Genomic DNA, 16,033 nt, shown 5'->3' with positions numbered 1-16,033 from the left:
TATATTTAATAAAAAAAGAAAAATCAGCTAGTACTTCGTATTATCTGTTAACGAGTTAATTGGGAAAATTTTATTTAATTAAATGATGCCTTTGTAAATACTCATGGGCCACTGTCGCCGCTTTTTGTTTTTGGACAGTCACTTGATAATTCATCGCTTGCATTTCCTGAGTAGTAACTTGATTACTTAAACGGTTCAAACTTTTCACCACTTGCAGATGTTTCTTGGCAAAAGTAGCTTTCATTAAAGGTGCAGCCTGATAGGGTGGAAAAAAGTTTTCATTATCATCAAGAACTTTTAAATTGTATTCTTTAATTTCAGGATCAGTCGTATAGGCGTCAGTTACGTCAACTTGTTTGGCATTCAAGGCCTGATAGCGTAACGCAGGAGCCATAGTTCTTATACTGTCAAATTGTAGTCCATAATTGCGTGCTAGACCCGGATAACCATCTGGCTGTCGATAAAAATCATCATCAAAAGCAGCCTTAAAGCCCGATTGCCTAGCGAGGTCAGCAGTTGTTTTTAAATGATATTGTTCAGCATCCCCGGCTCGCACGGTTAATGCATAACCATTTTGATAGCGCATCGGTGCTAAATAAGTTAATTGGAACTGTTGTGCAAGTTGGGTTTTAGCGGCTTGGTAGGCTTGCTTGGGGTCATGCGGAATCGAGCCCTCCACCTTAGCCAGCGACTGTAAAGCTGTCCCTGTAAATTCTGGATAAATATCAATTTTTCCACTCTTTAAACCATTAAATAAAAAGAAAGTATCTCCAAAATTGGGCTTAATTTTTACTTGAACATCAGGATTATCTTGTTCAATGACCTGTTGATACATGTTAATTAAGATTTCTGGTTCACCACCCATCTTACCGGCAATGGTAATCGTTTCTTTATGAGTTTCACTCAATAAACCATAACCACCCACAAATAACCCCAGCGTACATACGACCGCTAAACTAATGCCAACAATTTTAACCGATACCTTAGTCACAAATTTAATTAAATAACTAAACAATAATGCTAATAGAGCTGACAGCACTGCACCAACTAACAAAGCCTCATTATTATTAGTTTGAATACCCAGCAGAATAAAACTACCAAGCCCACCACCACCAACCAAAGCTGCTAGCGTTGCTGTCCCAATAATCATCACCATCGCAATCCGAATTCCTGTCAAAATCATGGGTAAGGCTAGGGGAAGTTGAATACGAAATAGTTTAAATGTTTTTGATAAACCAAAAGCTTCAGCCGCCTCAGTTAGTTGCGGATCAATATTAGTTAGACCCGCATAAGTATTAGAGAAGACTGGCATAATCGCATATAAAACCAATGCAATAATCGCTGGGGTGGTGCCAATTCCTACAATCGGAATTAACAAGCCCAAAATGGCTAAACTCGGAATAGTTTGGACAATGCCAGCAATTTGCAAACACAATTCACCCCAGCGAGGCCGACTCATTAAAACAATTGCAAGCGGTATGGCAATTAAAATTGTAATAAGTATAGCTAAAAAAGAGATACTAATATGTTGCCACAGGGCCTTCATAATATCTGCCTGGTTCGTATTTAAGTAATTGATAAGCGCCACCATTGGGTTAATCCTCCACTTGCTGTGCCAAGTATGTGACTAAGTCAGCCATTTTAAGTGACTTATCACCAACGATTACTTCCGACTCTTGTTGAAAGGCTTGGGCCAGCTCATAAATATTAGCTCGAACCGATAATGTTCCTGACTTCTGATGACTAGGTTGTCCTAAACCCGCAGCCAATACATCATTAATGAGGGGTATTTTTTCTTGATAATCATCAAAAAAATCAGCTACAAATTGATTAGCAGGATGCATTTTAATTTCATTTGGTGTCCCAATTTGCTGAATTTGTCCTTCTTTTAACACCACCAACCGAGTGGCTAAGCGCAATGCTTCTTGCATATCATGGGTCACAAAGACAATCGTCATTTGAAACTCTTGATGTAAATCAATCAGTAAATTTTGTAACTGTTTTCTTGAAAGTGGATCTAAAGCACTAAAAGATTCATCCATCAAAATAATTTTTGGATTAAAAACCAAGGCACGGACGATACCAACTCGCTGAGCTTCTCCACCAGATAATTCTTTTGGCAAGCGATTCATAAAAACATCGGGATCTAAAGATACCCGCTGTAACATTTGTCGAATACGGTAATCCTGGTCCGATTTACTTAAATGTTGCGCATGTAGTGTCACTGCAATATTTTGCGCTACGGTTAAATTAGGGAATAGGGCACCTGATTGTAGTACATAACCCATTTGATGACGTAAATCATTAATGTTTTGAAGCTGACTAATATCCTGACCATCAATTTCTATCCGACCAGTAGTGGGTGTATTTAAACGATTAATCATTCTCAGTAAGGTGGTTTTACCACTACCAGATGGACCTACTAACACAAAGAGCTCATGGCTATTAATTGCTAAATTAATCTGGTTAAGTGCCAGCTTTCCTTGGTAGCTTTTACTAATATTTTTAAAGGTAATCATAATAATATCCTTATACAATTGTTCAATATAGCTTTCCTAAGGTTACTACAAATAGGGTCCCCATGTTAACTAAACCCCAATAAAAAAGGTAACTACTAATAGGTAGTTACCTTTAAAATTATTTTTCAACCATACTTTCCCAATCTCTGGTCCAAATGAGAGCCATGGCACCATCCCCAGTATGCACACCAATAACGGGATCCATGCTAGACCGTTCAAAAGCTACTGCTGGATATTCCTGTTTAAATTCTTTCAACCACTTATCTCCCAGTTTAGGATTATTACCATCAACTACGTAGGCACGAACAGGATAATCAACTTGACTCAAATATTGGTTAAAAGCCATTTGAATTTCTTTGCGAGCACCGCTCATTTTACGAGCCTTACCAACAGCACCAATCTTTCCCTCCCCATTTACATCAAATGCTAGTAAGGGTTTGATATTTAATAGACCACCAATCAATGCTTGGCCTCGTGATAAACGTCCAGTTCGCTTCAAATGGGAGATATCATTTACCACGAACCGAACATCAGTACTAGCTCTCAGCTCCCCAAGAGCTGCCAAAATTGCTGACATATCAGCTCCTTGGTCGGCCAACACTGAAGCCAGAATGGCTTGTTCACCAGCAGCCATGTTAGTTAAGCGCGAATCCCAAACCTGAACATCATCTAATCCATCAAAATCAGCAGCCACCAACTTGGCTGTTTGATAAGCACCAGAAATACCAGAAGACAGAGTGATAATTATCGCTTGACTGTAACCGGCTGACTTGACCTCATTCAAAGCTTCTTCCCACTGCCCTGGTGTAGGTTGCGAGGTTGTTGGCAATTCTTTTCGCTCTTTAATCATGTCAACTAATTGGCCTAAATCATGAATATCACGATCACCTAAATAAGTTTCTTGGCCAAATAAAATTGGTACCTCAACCTGAAAAATATGATAATGGTTACGCTTTTCAGCCGGTAAGGCTGCAGATGAATCCACAATAACTGCTACTTTTTGCATTTTAAACTCCTAAATTACTTTAAATAAAATATTGACCACACCAATGACCGATATAAAAACTTAATAAACCAGCTAAAATTTGCACCAGTAAATAGATTAAACGCTGCTTAAAACTGGATCTCTCCAAAGCTTGGGTCATCATCGTACTAAAAGTCGTTAACCCACCTAAAACACCGGTTCCCCAAAAACTAAACGTCAGTTCGTTTGGTTGCATAGACCACAAGAATCCCATAGCTAAAGCACCTAATACATTGACTATCCATATTGCGGTATACATAAGAAAGTTAGATGACCAAAAATAAATCACTAAATAGCGCAGAGCCGCACCTAATCCAGCCCCTAGCGCTACCGGTAACAGGTAGTTAAACATGTTGCTCTCCTGACCGACAGACTAGCCACTGTCCTAATTCCACCATAAACCAACCACCAAATATAGTTGCCACTAAATAAAGGAAGCCTGATAGTAGACCTTGCTGATACACTTGTAAAATCATGGTACTAAAAGTAGTATAACCACCAAGTATCCCCGTACCAATAAATGTTTGCCACAAATGTGGTACGGCTGTATGTTTTGCCATCCAAGCACCTAAATAGGCCAAAGCCAAACAGCCAGTCCAATTAATGATTATGGTAGTAATTGGCCAATGACCAATCATAGGCAAATAACCAAATAAAAAACGTAGCCCACCACCTAAAAAGCCACCAGCAAAAACAGCGATTAATTCAATTGAAGCTTTTCTACTTAACAACATTGATTTATTTCTTTCATTAACGTTCCAAAACTAAGCGATTTAGCTGGACTCAATCAATCCACTTTAAGGCCAATCCCTTTATTAGTCAAGTTGGAAAGGTATTTTTGCTTGACAAATATCACTAACTTGGGTAGCCTTAGCTTATATTATTGATTGGAGCAAGACATGGAAGTAATTAAGTTCAACTTAGTTCGTCAGTGGTGGCGTCAGTGAGACAGCTGTCCTTTTAAAGGTGAGCTGTGGCAATTTATTTTGTCCTGACGACTCTTTACCATGTTCTTGGTCTGTTGGGCATCACCCCAGCAGGCCTTTCTTTTAGACTTTGAAGACCGACTGGGTATTCAAAGTCTTTTATTTTGGGAGAAAACAAATGAATAAACGCTTATTAAGCAGTATCGTCATTGTCGTTGGCTTTTTAGTTTTTGCCTTTTTTCAAGGCACCCATTCATCTAACCACCAGGCTAAAATTCCTAAGGTTGGTATTTTACAATTAGTAACTCATCCAGCTCTCGATGAAATCCATCAAGGAGTTGTGGCGGGGCTAAAACAGGAAGGGTATGTCAATGGTAAAACGGTAAAAATTGACTATCAAAATGCCCAAGCTAATCAGGCTAATTTAAAGACAATGGCCCAAAACTTCATTAATCAAGGCGATAATCTAACAGTTGGTATCGCTACGCCAGCCGTACTGTCCTTAGCCAAAGCTGCCAACGGCCAAAGTCCGGTAATTTTGGCTGGTATTACAGATCCGGTCGGTGCAAAACTAGTTAAATCTATTGACAAACCAGGGGCCAATATCACTGGAACATCTGGTGATTCGCCTTTAACTGAGCATCTTGATGTGATTCAAAAGGTAGCACCACAAGCGAAAACTTTAGGCATTATTTATACCTCCTCTGATCATGGTGGTACTTATCATGCTCAAAAAACGGAAAAATTAGCTCAGGAAAAAGGCTTACGAGTCAAAATGTACACAATTGCAAGTACCAACGATATGCAACAAGTTGCAGAAACCATGGCTGGTCAAGTAGATGTAGTTTATGCTCCTCAAGATAATGGTGTCGCTAGCGCCATGAAAACTTTAATTAATACTACTAACCAAGCAAAAATTCCAGTCATCCCCGCCACTGATACCATGGTTAAAGATGGTGGTATTGCGACGATGTCGGTTAGTCAATTTGATATTGGTTATCAAGCCGGATTAATGGCTGGTCAAGTTTTGAAGGGTCAAAATCCAGCCACTATGCCAGTTCGTTCAGTTATGAAGGGTAGTTTAGTTGTAAATATCAAAGAAGCACAGATGTTAGGAATTGAGTTACCAGCCAATATGGTTCAAGAAGCTCAAGCACACGGGGAGGTTATCCAATGAGTATGATTGTTTCCAGTATCGGACAGGGGATTCTATGGTCAATTTTGGGAATCGCCCTCTATCTAACCTTTCGAATTCTAGACTTTCCAGATATGACAGTCGAGGGTTCTTTCCCTCTTGGAGCAGCTAGTGCTGTTACCTTAATTAGTCACGGTGTGAATCCTTTCTTAGCCACCCTGATAGCCTTTTTAATTGGTAGTTTAGCAGGATTAGCAACAGGATTACTATACACAAAGGGTAAGATTCCGGTTTTATTGGCTGGAATTTTAGTAATGACTGCTTGTCTATCGATTAATCTACGCATTATGGGTTCAGCCAATATTTCATTACTTAATCAAAAAACAATTTTTACTAACACTTTTTTAAGCCATCTACCCAAATATTTTGACATGGTTGTTTTAGGTTTATTAATTGTATCCGTCATTACCCTCATCTTAGTCTGGTTTTTACAAACTGAAATTGGCCAAGCCTTTATTGCGACTGGTGACAATGTCACCATGGCCCAATCATTTGGTATTCAAACTGATAGAATGACGATTATGGGTCTGATGCTTTCGAATGGTTTAATCGGTTTAGGCGGAGCTATTATTGCTCAAAGTAATGGCTACGCCGATATCAACATGGGAATTGGTACAATTGTGATTGCTTTGGCTTCAATCATTATTGGAGAGGTTGTATTTGGTAATTTAACGCTTAATGAACGCTTAATCGCAGTCATCATGGGATCAATCTTTTATCGATTAGTCCTCCTTGGTGTACTGCAACTCGGCTTTAGCACAAACGATTTAAATCTAATTTCTTCAATTATCTTAGCTACCGCTATGATTCTGCCACAACTACGTAAATACTTTAAGTTAGAGTCAATGATGAAAAAGGGGGGTAGCAATTCATGACTAACGCCGTTATTTCACTTAAAAATATTAATGTCGTAGTAGGTGGCCACACTAAAATTATTGATGATCTCAATCTCGATATTTACCAAGGCGATTTTATCAGTATTCTGGGAACCAACGGTGCCGGTAAATCAACGCTTTTCAATACGATTGCTGGGAATTTAGCTCCTCAATCTGGCCAGATTTTACACAATGGCCAAGACATCACCCAACACAATGCTGTTCAACGAACCAAAATGATTGCCCGCGTCTTTCAGGATCCTAAGATGGGCACTGCTCCTCGTATGACTGTCAGTGAAAACTTATTACTGGCTGAAAAAAGAGGAGAACATCGCGCCTTGCGTTCTCGGGGGCTTAACAAAGAAAAGTTAGTAGAATATGCTGCTATTACCGCTAAAATGGGTAACAACCTCGACCAACGTTTACAAACGCCAACAGGTAGCTTGTCTGGCGGTCAACGACAAGCATTAAGTTTCTTGATGGCCACACGAGTGAAACCTGAATTATTACTATTAGACGAACACACTGCCGCCTTGGACCCTAAAACCTCTGATCAACTGATGGCAGCTACTAATCAGCAAATTCTAGATAACCAGCTCACCGCATTAATGATCACCCACAATTTGGAGGATGCCCTTCGATATGGCAATCGTCTTTTAATCCTCAATGCCGGTAAAATTGTCTTAGATGTAAATGGTTCAAAAAAGCAAGCTTTAACTGAAGACCAACTACTAACTTATTTCACTTTCTAATTTAATAAATTATCTCTCATACTTTCATGGCTTTTCTCATTTATTTAACCTATAATGCTAGGTAGTTATGAAAGGGGAATTAATTTGAGAAAAGTTGCTGTATTGGGTCAAGGACATGTTGGCGCCACTGTGGCCCACATCATTGTGGATCATGGCTATGCCGACCAACTAGTGCTCTTTGATGCCCGAAAAGAAAAATTACAGGCTGAGGTACTCGATTTACACGATGCTGCTAGTCTATTAGACCATCACGTTGAAGTTTCTGCCGGTACTTTTGAAGATATGGCTGATGCCGATGTTATCATTAGTGCCATTGGCCGAATTGACCTAATTGAACCCGGTGGTGATCGTTTTACCGAATTAAAGGCTAACTTACCATCTGCCCAAGAGATTGGCGCAGAACTCAAGCGAGTCGGATTTAAGGGGATTTTAATTGCTATTACCAACCCAGTGGATGTGATTACCAGTATCTACCAAGAAGCAACCGACTTGCCCGTAGAACGCGTCATGGGCACGGGGACTTACTTAGACACTGCTCGCATGAAACGCGTCTTAGGAGAAGCCATCGGCCTAGATCCACGTAGTATTCAAGGTTATGTGCTGGGTGAACATGGCGATTCCCAATTTGTGGCCTGGTCCACGGTTAAGGCCTTGGGTCAAAGTGCCCAAACTTTAGCTCAAACCTATCATTTAGATTTACCTGCTCTAGAACAGGCAGCCCGGCAGGGTGGTTTTGACGTCTTTAATGGTAAGCGCTACACTAACGTAGCCATCGCCCATGCCGCCGTGTCTTTGATGAATTTAGTACTTTCAAATGCCCAGCAAGAAGCAATCGTGTCCCACTTTGATGCCGAGTTAAACTCTTACATTTCAACGCCAGCCGTTATTAGTGCCCAAGGTGCTAGTGATGTGGTGGACTTACAACTCAATGAACGTGAGAAAACTTTATTAGCTCAAAGTGCACAAACAATTGCTGAGAAAGCTGCAATTAATCAGTAAGCAAAAAGGGTTCACCATTCTAATAATGGCGAACCCTTTTATAAACTGTTAAACTTAAAATGTTTGATTCTCTTGATCAATTTTATTGATTTTATCAAAGACCTGAAACAGATTATCCATTTCCGTTAAACGATACTTTTTAGTCTTGCGGTCAAAAACAATCTCAGATTGCACTGGTTCTCCTTGCTGTAAATCGGCCAGGAAATGCCGAATTTCAGCAATATCACGTTGAACCGTTTTATGTCCAATAAAAAACATATCTTCAATCTCATCACTAGAAAGTTCCCGCTTACTAATTAAAGCTGAATACAGACGTAATATACGTTGTTTGTCATTAAATACTGATTTAGAAGTTGCCATAAACGGTCCCCTTTCCATTATTTTAACAAAAAGTAGCCGATCTAACAGGCATTATTTCATCTAGAGGCCAATCCATGTTCAATAAAATTCCTTTTTTCAATAAATTTTTTAACCGCAAACAAACCGCTGTCGATGAGTCTGATTGGCGCCAAACGAGTCAAGCATCAGTTTTCTTTTCAGGCTATAAGGATGAATTAACCTCTGAAACGCCTCAGGCAGAAATCGTTAGTCTACAAGCAGATTTTTTACAGCGCTTTGATGAGCGGATGCAGCAAAGATTAAAGAAAATTAGGAAAGCTGACGAACGCGACCAGTATATTATTGATGAAATTAACCAAGTTCGTCGATTTAGCCCGGAAATGTCGATTGAAATTCGAACTAAATTAGCTCAAATCAAGCACTCATTATTAGAAAAATAATAAAAAACACTTAATTTTGCCATTTATTTTGTTGACAAAAGTATCTTATGCATGTTAAAATATTTTTTGTTGAGTTATATATGTTTTTGCTCCATAGTTCAGCGGTAGAATAACGCACTGTTAATGCGCAGGTCCCTGGTTCGAATCCAGGTGGAGCAGTTTTCAAGTAGTCAGGTAACATTTACCTGACTACTTTTTATTTCCCTAATATTAGAAACAAATAAAAGAGGTTGGCTAAAACGCCAACCTCTTTATCATTTTATAATGATGCTGCAATTAAACTAACCCCAAAGACGATAAGGTAAAAGGCAATCATATACACCAGCACTGTGGCTGCCATCAAAGGACTAAAGAGCAAGATGATTCCCAAGACCAAGCTAATTAGACCAAAGACCATCGTAACCCAGTACGCACCCCGACTAACCGGATTTAAGATTCTAGCAAAATAAAGACCTGAAACAGAATCAAGAATGAACCAGATGGCAAACAAGAAACCGATTGTGCCAATTCCCAAACCAAGATGGAAAATAAAGACAAAGCCCACTAGAATATCAAAAGCGATACTAAACATCCGCCACCCTGAAATTGGAATCCCAGCTTGATTAGCTCTAACAGCTGAAACAGTACTAGTAATAGCCTGAATCCAAGCTAAAATACCAAAGATATAAGACAGTGAAATAATTGTTTCTAATGGTTGACTAAAGATCATGAAGGCAAAAATAATGAAAACTACCCCAGATAGAATACCAAACCAATTAATGTGACGATGCTCCATAAGTTACTCCTTTTATGCGTTTATTTACTTGCACAGTATGCACCTTTAAAGGTTAAAAAGAAAGAGCCCAGCCTAAGCTGAGCTCTTGATAATTTTTAAACACTGCGACGTTTAAAAATCAAATAAGCAATTACATAGATAACCAATAGATAGAGCCCAAAGACCAATAGTGGCACCCACATATCGGTTTTAAAGGCCTGCTGACTAATCATATTCAAGGTTTTTAGATCAGCACCGCTACGGCCATAATAGTTAATTAACTGTTCTAATTGCAAAGGATTCCACTTCAATGGCTCCCAGAGGCTAACAAGATAACTCGATAGGGCTCCCAATACACTGGTTCCCACCATCATCAAAACTCCTAACCCAATAGCGGCTCCAGAACTTTTAACAATGTTACTTACCAATAGTACTAGGGCCGTCACAAATGCCATGTCTAGAATGGAACTAACTACATAAGTTCCCATGGCTGGCCAAACTAACTTCATCGTTGCTGCTGGAATATCATTGGCAAAAATTAATTTACCAATCATAGTTGCGATAAAGGCTACTAACAACATTACCAAGTAGGCAGCAATGTAGTAGATCACCTTACTAAGGAAAACCGCACCACGACTGTAACTACGCGATAGCAAAGGCCGAATCGTTCCGAAGCTAAATTCCTGGGTAAAAATCAAGGCTGACATAACAATGGCCCCAATGTAAGCCACCGCACTACCACCACCAAAACTCAACAATTCAACTGGAGTAGGATTAATTTTAATCATAGCAATTGGAACGATAAAAGCAATTAATAACCAAATATAAATTCGGTTCTGTTTCCAGGATTTAAGAAATTCCTGTTTGAGTAACGTTAACATATTTTCTCCTTATGACTTGTTACTTACACACTGCGCCGTTGGAAAATCCAATAAGCACCAGCATAGATGGCTAAAGTATATAGACAGTAGGCCGTCACCAACTGTGAAACGGTTAGACCCAAGGCTTGATACATTAAGTCGGGTTGCCCACCTAAGCGACCAATGTTTTGAATGCCCAAAAAGACCTGTAAAGGCCCCCACTTTAAGATAGGGACTTGTTGAATCAAGAAACTTGATAATGCGGTTAGAGCCGGAATACCGTACACCATTATCACGCCTAAAGCGACCGCAGCCCCAGATGTCTTAACCATATTAACCACCAATAGGACTAGACCAGCGATGAAAATCATCTGGAGCATAGTTTCCCCAACCGTTTTAAAAATAACTTCCCAGCCATTGCCCGTTGGATCACCATATTGTAAATTCATATTAAATTGTGGGGCGAATAGGACCTTTCCCACCATAGTTCCTAGAAAATCGGCTAAAAACAGTCCGATAAAACTCGACCAAATTACAATAATTTTACTGATAAAGATGACCGCTCGATTAAAACGACGTGATAACAGTGGTCGAATCGTCCCGTAGGTAAATTCTTGTGAGGTGAAAAGCGCCGTTAGGATAATACCAAGTAAATTAACTAGCAAGAGCCCCTGACCCAAATTAAGGATACCCGTCTCCATCCGTTGATCTGGGAAAAAACCTAGAATAAAAATAGGGAACAGGAACATCGTTAGCAACCAAATATGCATCCGATTTTGTTTGAAAGCTTTAAAATATTCCTGTTTAATTAAAGTCAGCATAGCGATTATGCCTCTTCTTTTTTATTATCTTTTAGCAAGTTAAGCAGATGCTCTTCTAAGTTCTCCTCAGCCGTATTAATAGTTTTCACTTCTAACTTAGCTTCCGTAACCTTAGCTAAGACATCTTGGACTGTCATGCCGTCAACCTTGTTGATAATAACGCGATCACCATCAAGATGAGCTTGCCAATTGTACTTTTTCGTCAGTGACAGCAAAGCCTGATTATCATTAGTCTTAATTAAAATCTGAGTCTGACCGTTTTGCAGAAATTCTTCCATGCTGGCTGTTTTAATAATTTTACCCTGGTTAATGATAACCAAATCGTCTGCCAAACGTTGTAATTCATCCAGCAAGTGACTAGAAATCAAGAAGGAAACACCCTTGTTGGCTAAGGAACGAATTAATTCACGTACATCGTGAACTGACTGAGGATCCAATCCATTCATTGGTTCATCTAAGATGACCAACTTTGGGTTACGAACCAAAGAAATCGCAATACCTAAGCGTTGTTTCATTCCCAGCGAAAAGTTTTTAGCCTTACGCTTACCAAATTTATCCCCATCAATGCCAGTTTGGTGCATCAATTCTGGGATATTAACTGCTTCTTTAGTTTCCATGGCATATAGATTCAGATGGTCTAAAGCCGTTAAATTAGGGTAAATGGAAGGATACTCAATCAAATTACCCATTTTATCCAGCGCTTTATGATTACTGAAAGTTACTGGTTGGTTATCAAAGGTAATATCTCCTGATGAATAAGACATCAAACCAGTGATTGCCCGCATTGTCGTTGATTTACCAGCCCCATTAGGCCCAATCAAACCAACAATTCGACCAGCTTCCACATTAAAGGAAACTTGGTCCATGGCCTTATAATGACCAAAGTTTTTTGAAACGTTTCTCAATTCTAGCAACGCCATACTTTTTGCATCTCCTGTTCTTACGACAAAATTAATTCCTATTAAATATAATACTAATTTTATTATACTAATCTAACGGCTAAAAGTATCATGCCTAATTTGACCATTAGCAATAACTTTCATAATAGCAATAAATGGTACAAATTTAAAGTAGACCGCTAGTAGCTACTACCAATTTATCCCTAAGATTAATTATAGAAAAATCAGCTTAAAGTAAGATAAAAATAAAAGGCAATCTAGCTAAGCTAGATTGCCTTTATATTCGCAGTGGGTTACCTAACAGATGCAGGGGAGAGAAGGTATAAATTAGGTTTAGAGAGAAGTATTTATAGATGCATCCGCTAAGTAAATAACCACTTTGTGATACCTCGTCGATATCATTAGATGAATTGTATTCCACCTACATTAAACAGAAATTAAAGTAATAATTGGTTTAGCCGGAAAATATAAATTTTAAAGGGCAACTTAATCCAATCAAAGGCTATAAATTAAAGGGCAGTGCCTTGTACCTTACCCAAGAAATATTTCTTCTTCCCACGGCGGACTAGTACATATTTACCATCATAGTTGGCCCTTGGATCGACCATTGTTTCAAGATCCGTAATTTTAATCCCATTAACGTGAATTGCCCCGTTGCTAACATCTTCACGGGCCTGTCGCTTAGACTTATCAATGCCGGCCGCAACAATAAAATCAACAATATTTTGCGGTTCATTCATAATATCAAAACTAGGGACCCCAGCAAATACATCACCAATCTGTTCTGTTGTTAATTCACTAACATCTCCACTAAAGAGCGCTGCTGACAATTGTTCGGCTTCTTCAACTGCCGCCTGTCCATGCACAAAACGGGTCACTTCTTGAGCCAAACGGCGCTGCCCAAGACGATTACCAGGATTTTCAGCTACTTCTTGTGCCAAATCATCAATTTCTTCGGGACTAAGGAAGGTGAAGTACTTCAGATACTTCACCACATCAGCATCACTTTGATTAAACCAGAATTGATAGAAAGTATAAGGAGAAGTCTTTTTAGGATCTAACCAAATGGCATTTCCTTCTGATTTACCAAATTTCTTACCAGTCGAATCAGTCATTAGTGGGATGGTCAAACCAAAGGCAGAGGCTCCATTTCCTTCAATAGTATGAATCAAATCAACTCCAGCGGTAATGTTTCCCCACTGATCTGATCCGCCAATTTGAAGACGTACATTTTCACGTCGCCATAGTTGTAGAAAATCAATCGCTTGTAAAATTTGGTAAGTGAATTCAGTATAAGAAATACCCGTTGCCAACCGCGAAGCCACCACATCCTTTTTCAACATCACGTTGATTGAAAAAAGTTTTCCATAATCTCGTAAAAATTCCGGTAAAGTTAATTGCCCCAACCATTCATTATTATTGACAATTTTGGTGCCATCACTACCAAACAATTTAGTAACTTGTTGGCTAATGCCAACCTCATTAGTAGCCAACTGTCCCGTACTTAGCAGTTGCCGTTCCGTTGTAGGCCGGGGATCCCCAATGGCCCCCGTAACACCGCCCACGATAATAACTGCTTTACCACCTGCATTTTGGAAGCGTTTTAAGACCATAAAAGGAATTAAATGGCCCAAGTGCAAAGAATCCGCTGTCGGATCGGTCCCAACATAAGCACCAATTTGCCCATTATCCATTGCTTCTAACAGACCAGCTTCATCAGTCACCTGGTTCAAGGCTCCACGCCACTTTAAATCTTCAATAAAATTCATTATTTTCTCCTTTTTATACAAAAAAGCCATCCTAATCAACCATGATTAGGACGGCTAGACCGTGGTACCACCTAAATTGTAGGCAAAAACGCCCACCACTTCGTCAGCTATAACGTGACCACCGCTCATCGAATGCCTGTTGTGTAACTCAAGTATAGAACGGATTAGCTCTCAGCGACCGCTAATTTTCTGATACGCGTTATTTATACCCTTTGCCAACAGATGATATTGCTATTGTATCAAAAATAGAATTCAGTGTAAATTTTCAATCCATAAATATCACTTGACTTTCTACCTGAGCCCTTCTAAAGTTAAGATACTTAAATTCAAGGAGAAATCTAATGACTGGAAAGAAATTTGCTCGTTCCACTAGTAACCGCGTCCTGGGTGGCGTATTAGGTGGGATTTCTAATTATTTTGATTGGGATGCCAATTTAGTTCGCTTGGTATTTGTTGTCCTATCAGTAATGGTTGGCTTTTTCCCACTACCATTGGCCTATGTATTGGCTTGGATGCTTATTCCCGATGATAAACATCTTGATTCAAGCGATGCTGATGTGCGTCGTGATGTAACCCCCGAAGATCATGATTAATAGATTATTATGACTAACAAAAGCCGTCTCGGATTGAGACGGCTTTTGTTGTATCCATTTTTAACAAATACTACTCAAAAAATCCAATTTAGCCTGATGAATCGTCGGGTTATCAAAATCGGCAATCCCATGGTTAGCATCGGCTACCCATAGGGTATGAGCCGGTCGGCCAACCATTTTTAGATATTTTCGACCTAAGTCAACACTTTGTAAATAAGGGACTACTCGATCAGCCGTACCAGCTAAAAGCATGACTGGTGGCATTTTGGTGGTGAAATAGTTAGACGGATTAGCTTGAGCTACCTTTTCAGGTACTTTATGAGGGGCTCTCTTCCCCAACGCTATACCTTCAAACGAGAATGGTAAACCACATTCCTGAAATTTAGGTTGAATTGCTAGTTGTTGAAACTGTTGGTGGAATTGATCTAATTCATAAGGGCCATATAGGCCAATTATGCCGCTAATTGTTGGAAAAGAAGTTTGAAAACTTTTACCAGGCATATGACCCAAATTAGTTTTAGCTGAAAAGCTAGCCCCCGCCAACAAAGCCAATTGGGCACCACTAGATTCACCTATTAAAAAGAAACGGCTACTGTCTAAGCAATATTGGTCAGCATGTGCTTGACAATATTCAATCACTGCCCGAATTTCAGCAACTTGATTAGGAAAATTAATGGAATTTACCGAATTAAGACTGTAATTAGGGCTAGCCACGGCATAGCCATCATCAACAAATCGCAAACTAGGATGTAGTTTATAAGATGACTTTTCGCCTCGTAATAGACCACCTCCATACAAGTCAATAATAAGTGGAAAGGGGCCTGATCCTACCGGTAAGTACAAATCTAAATAGTGGCGTACTCCCCGCCCATAGGGTAAGTCTTTTATAATCCGTTCAGTTTTTACATCAAGGACTACTGGCTCAAATTGATATGTGTGATCTTTGAATAACATCATCCTCACCACTCAACTGTTTCACGTGAAACAGTTTATCTCTATTTACTCAGTTAGAATTATTGCGGTTATCCCAAATAAAGGCAATTAACAGTACAATTGTTGCCAAATTAGCCGCAATTAACGATAAATCGGTTGACTTCAAGATCCAACTTACCAATGAAAGGAACATAAGTAGCAAAGAAATAATAATCGTAATAACAGTAGTTTGTTTCATTTTATTCTCCCTGTGATAATCACATACATAATGGTAGTTAACATCCCTAATAATAGCAAAAACAAGTCGATTATAATACCGCCAGTTTTATCCATCA

19 protein-coding genes and 1 tRNA gene are annotated in these 16,033 nt (G+C 39.3%); 7 read left to right on the top strand and 13 right to left on the bottom strand.

Annotation, left to right across the window (positions count from 1 at the left end):
* Positions 1-70: 70 nt before the first annotated feature.
* The 5 genes from M4974_RS07110 to M4974_RS07090 all read right to left on the bottom strand — a co-directional run bounded on the left by M4974_RS07110 (position 71) and on the right by M4974_RS07090 (position 4,277).
* Entirely contained in the window at positions 71-1,591 is a 1,521-nt protein-coding gene (locus tag M4974_RS07110; protein WP_248706685.1) for an ABC transporter permease/substrate-binding protein, read from the bottom strand.
* A 4-nt stretch (positions 1,592-1,595) separates the two neighbouring features.
* Entirely contained in the window at positions 1,596-2,519 is a 924-nt protein-coding gene (locus tag M4974_RS07105) for an ATP-binding cassette domain-containing protein (RefSeq protein WP_248706686.1), read from the bottom strand.
* Between the two features lie 118 nt (positions 2,520-2,637).
* Positions 2,638-3,525, bottom strand: coding sequence for a DegV family protein (locus M4974_RS07100; RefSeq protein WP_248706687.1), 888 nt, complete (start codon positions 3,523-3,525; stop codon positions 2,638-2,640).
* Positions 3,526-3,544: 19 nt separating this feature from the next.
* The gene (locus M4974_RS07095) at positions 3,545-3,895 is read right to left on the bottom strand and encodes a fluoride efflux transporter FluC (protein ID WP_248706688.1); all 351 of its coding nucleotides are present in this window, start codon (positions 3,893-3,895) and stop codon (positions 3,545-3,547) included.
* Positions 3,888-4,277 carry a fluoride efflux transporter FluC gene (locus M4974_RS07090; RefSeq protein WP_248706689.1) on the bottom strand — a complete coding sequence of 130 codons (390 nt, stop codon included), beginning with the start codon at positions 4,275-4,277 and terminating at the stop codon, positions 3,888-3,890. The genes M4974_RS07095 and M4974_RS07090 overlap by 8 nt, the downstream gene beginning before the upstream one ends.
* Before the next feature lie 370 nt (positions 4,278-4,647).
* On the opposite strand from M4974_RS07090, the gene trpX reads away from it, so the two are divergent.
* From trpX to M4974_RS07070, 4 genes are all read left to right on the top strand, one after another.
* The gene (trpX, locus tag M4974_RS07085; RefSeq protein ID WP_248706690.1) at positions 4,648-5,646 is read left to right on the top strand and encodes a tryptophan ABC transporter substrate-binding protein; all 999 of its coding nucleotides are present in this window, start codon (positions 4,648-4,650) and stop codon (positions 5,644-5,646) included.
* Positions 5,643-6,539 carry an ABC transporter permease gene (locus M4974_RS07080; RefSeq protein WP_248706691.1) on the top strand — a complete coding sequence of 299 codons (897 nt, stop codon included), beginning with the start codon at positions 5,643-5,645 and terminating at the stop codon, positions 6,537-6,539. Before trpX ends, M4974_RS07080 begins: the two co-directional genes overlap by 4 nt.
* A complete protein-coding gene (locus tag M4974_RS07075; RefSeq protein WP_248706692.1) occupies positions 6,536-7,291 on the top strand; it encodes an ABC transporter ATP-binding protein in 756 nt (251 codons plus the stop codon). Before M4974_RS07080 ends, M4974_RS07075 begins: the two co-directional genes overlap by 4 nt.
* An 84-nt stretch (positions 7,292-7,375) precedes the next feature.
* Positions 7,376-8,290: a lactate/malate family dehydrogenase gene (locus M4974_RS07070; RefSeq protein ID WP_248706693.1), complete on the top strand. Its 915-nt coding sequence runs from the start codon at positions 7,376-7,378 to the stop codon at positions 8,288-8,290.
* A 54-nt stretch (positions 8,291-8,344) separates the two neighbouring features.
* Here the strand turns inward: M4974_RS07070 and M4974_RS07065 are convergent, their stop codons facing one another.
* Positions 8,345-8,650: a kinase gene (locus M4974_RS07065; protein WP_248706694.1), complete on the bottom strand. Its 306-nt coding sequence runs from the start codon at positions 8,648-8,650 to the stop codon at positions 8,345-8,347.
* A 74-nt stretch (positions 8,651-8,724) separates the two neighbouring features.
* Between M4974_RS07065 and M4974_RS07060 the strand changes: the two genes are divergently transcribed.
* Entirely contained in the window at positions 8,725-9,069 is a 345-nt protein-coding gene (locus tag M4974_RS07060) for a hypothetical protein (RefSeq protein ID WP_248706695.1), read from the top strand.
* 87 nt (positions 9,070-9,156) lie between these two features.
* Positions 9,157-9,228 (top strand) — tRNA-Asn (locus tag M4974_RS07055).
* 100 nt (positions 9,229-9,328) lie between these two features.
* Here M4974_RS07055 and M4974_RS07050 read toward each other — a convergent pair.
* From M4974_RS07050 to tyrS, 5 genes are all read right to left on the bottom strand, one after another.
* Positions 9,329-9,844 carry an HdeD family acid-resistance protein gene (locus tag M4974_RS07050; RefSeq protein ID WP_248706696.1) on the bottom strand — a complete coding sequence of 172 codons (516 nt, stop codon included), beginning with the start codon at positions 9,842-9,844 and terminating at the stop codon, positions 9,329-9,331.
* A 95-nt stretch (positions 9,845-9,939) separates the two neighbouring features.
* Positions 9,940-10,704 (bottom strand): ABC transporter permease, encoded by a 765-nt coding sequence (locus tag M4974_RS07045; protein WP_248706697.1) that lies wholly within the window; start codon positions 10,702-10,704, stop codon positions 9,940-9,942.
* Between the two features lie 23 nt (positions 10,705-10,727).
* Positions 10,728-11,504, bottom strand: a complete 777-nt coding sequence (locus tag M4974_RS07040; RefSeq protein WP_248706698.1) for an ABC transporter permease — start codon at positions 11,502-11,504, stop codon at positions 10,728-10,730.
* A 5-nt stretch (positions 11,505-11,509) separates the two neighbouring features.
* Complete coding sequence (locus M4974_RS07035) at positions 11,510-12,424, bottom strand: ABC transporter ATP-binding protein (RefSeq protein WP_248706699.1); 915 nt, start codon at positions 12,422-12,424, stop codon at positions 11,510-11,512.
* A gap of 488 nt (positions 12,425-12,912) precedes the next feature.
* Positions 12,913-14,172, bottom strand: coding sequence for a tyrosine--tRNA ligase (gene tyrS / locus M4974_RS07030; protein WP_248706700.1), 1,260 nt, complete (start codon positions 14,170-14,172; stop codon positions 12,913-12,915).
* A gap of 341 nt (positions 14,173-14,513) precedes the next feature.
* Here tyrS and M4974_RS07025 point away from each other — a divergent pair, with 341 nt between their 5' ends.
* A complete protein-coding gene (locus M4974_RS07025; RefSeq protein ID WP_248706701.1) occupies positions 14,514-14,765 on the top strand; it encodes a PspC domain-containing protein in 252 nt (83 codons plus the stop codon).
* Positions 14,766-14,825: 60 nt separating this feature from the next.
* On the opposite strand, the gene M4974_RS07020 is transcribed toward M4974_RS07025, so the two are convergent.
* Positions 14,826-15,722, bottom strand: a complete 897-nt coding sequence (locus M4974_RS07020; RefSeq protein WP_248715881.1) for an alpha/beta hydrolase — start codon at positions 15,720-15,722, stop codon at positions 14,826-14,828.
* Between the two features lie 46 nt (positions 15,723-15,768).
* Positions 15,769-15,936: a hypothetical protein gene (locus tag M4974_RS07015; RefSeq protein WP_248706703.1), complete on the bottom strand. Its 168-nt coding sequence runs from the start codon at positions 15,934-15,936 to the stop codon at positions 15,769-15,771.
* Between the last annotated feature and the right edge of the window lie 97 nt (positions 15,937-16,033).

The organism is Convivina praedatoris, from assembly GCF_933208495.1.
GTDB classification, from domain to species: domain Bacteria; phylum Bacillota; class Bacilli; order Lactobacillales; family Lactobacillaceae; genus Convivina; species Convivina praedatoris.
Note: the sequence above shows the minus strand (reverse complement) of the source record. Positions and strands in the feature narration are given on the sequence as shown.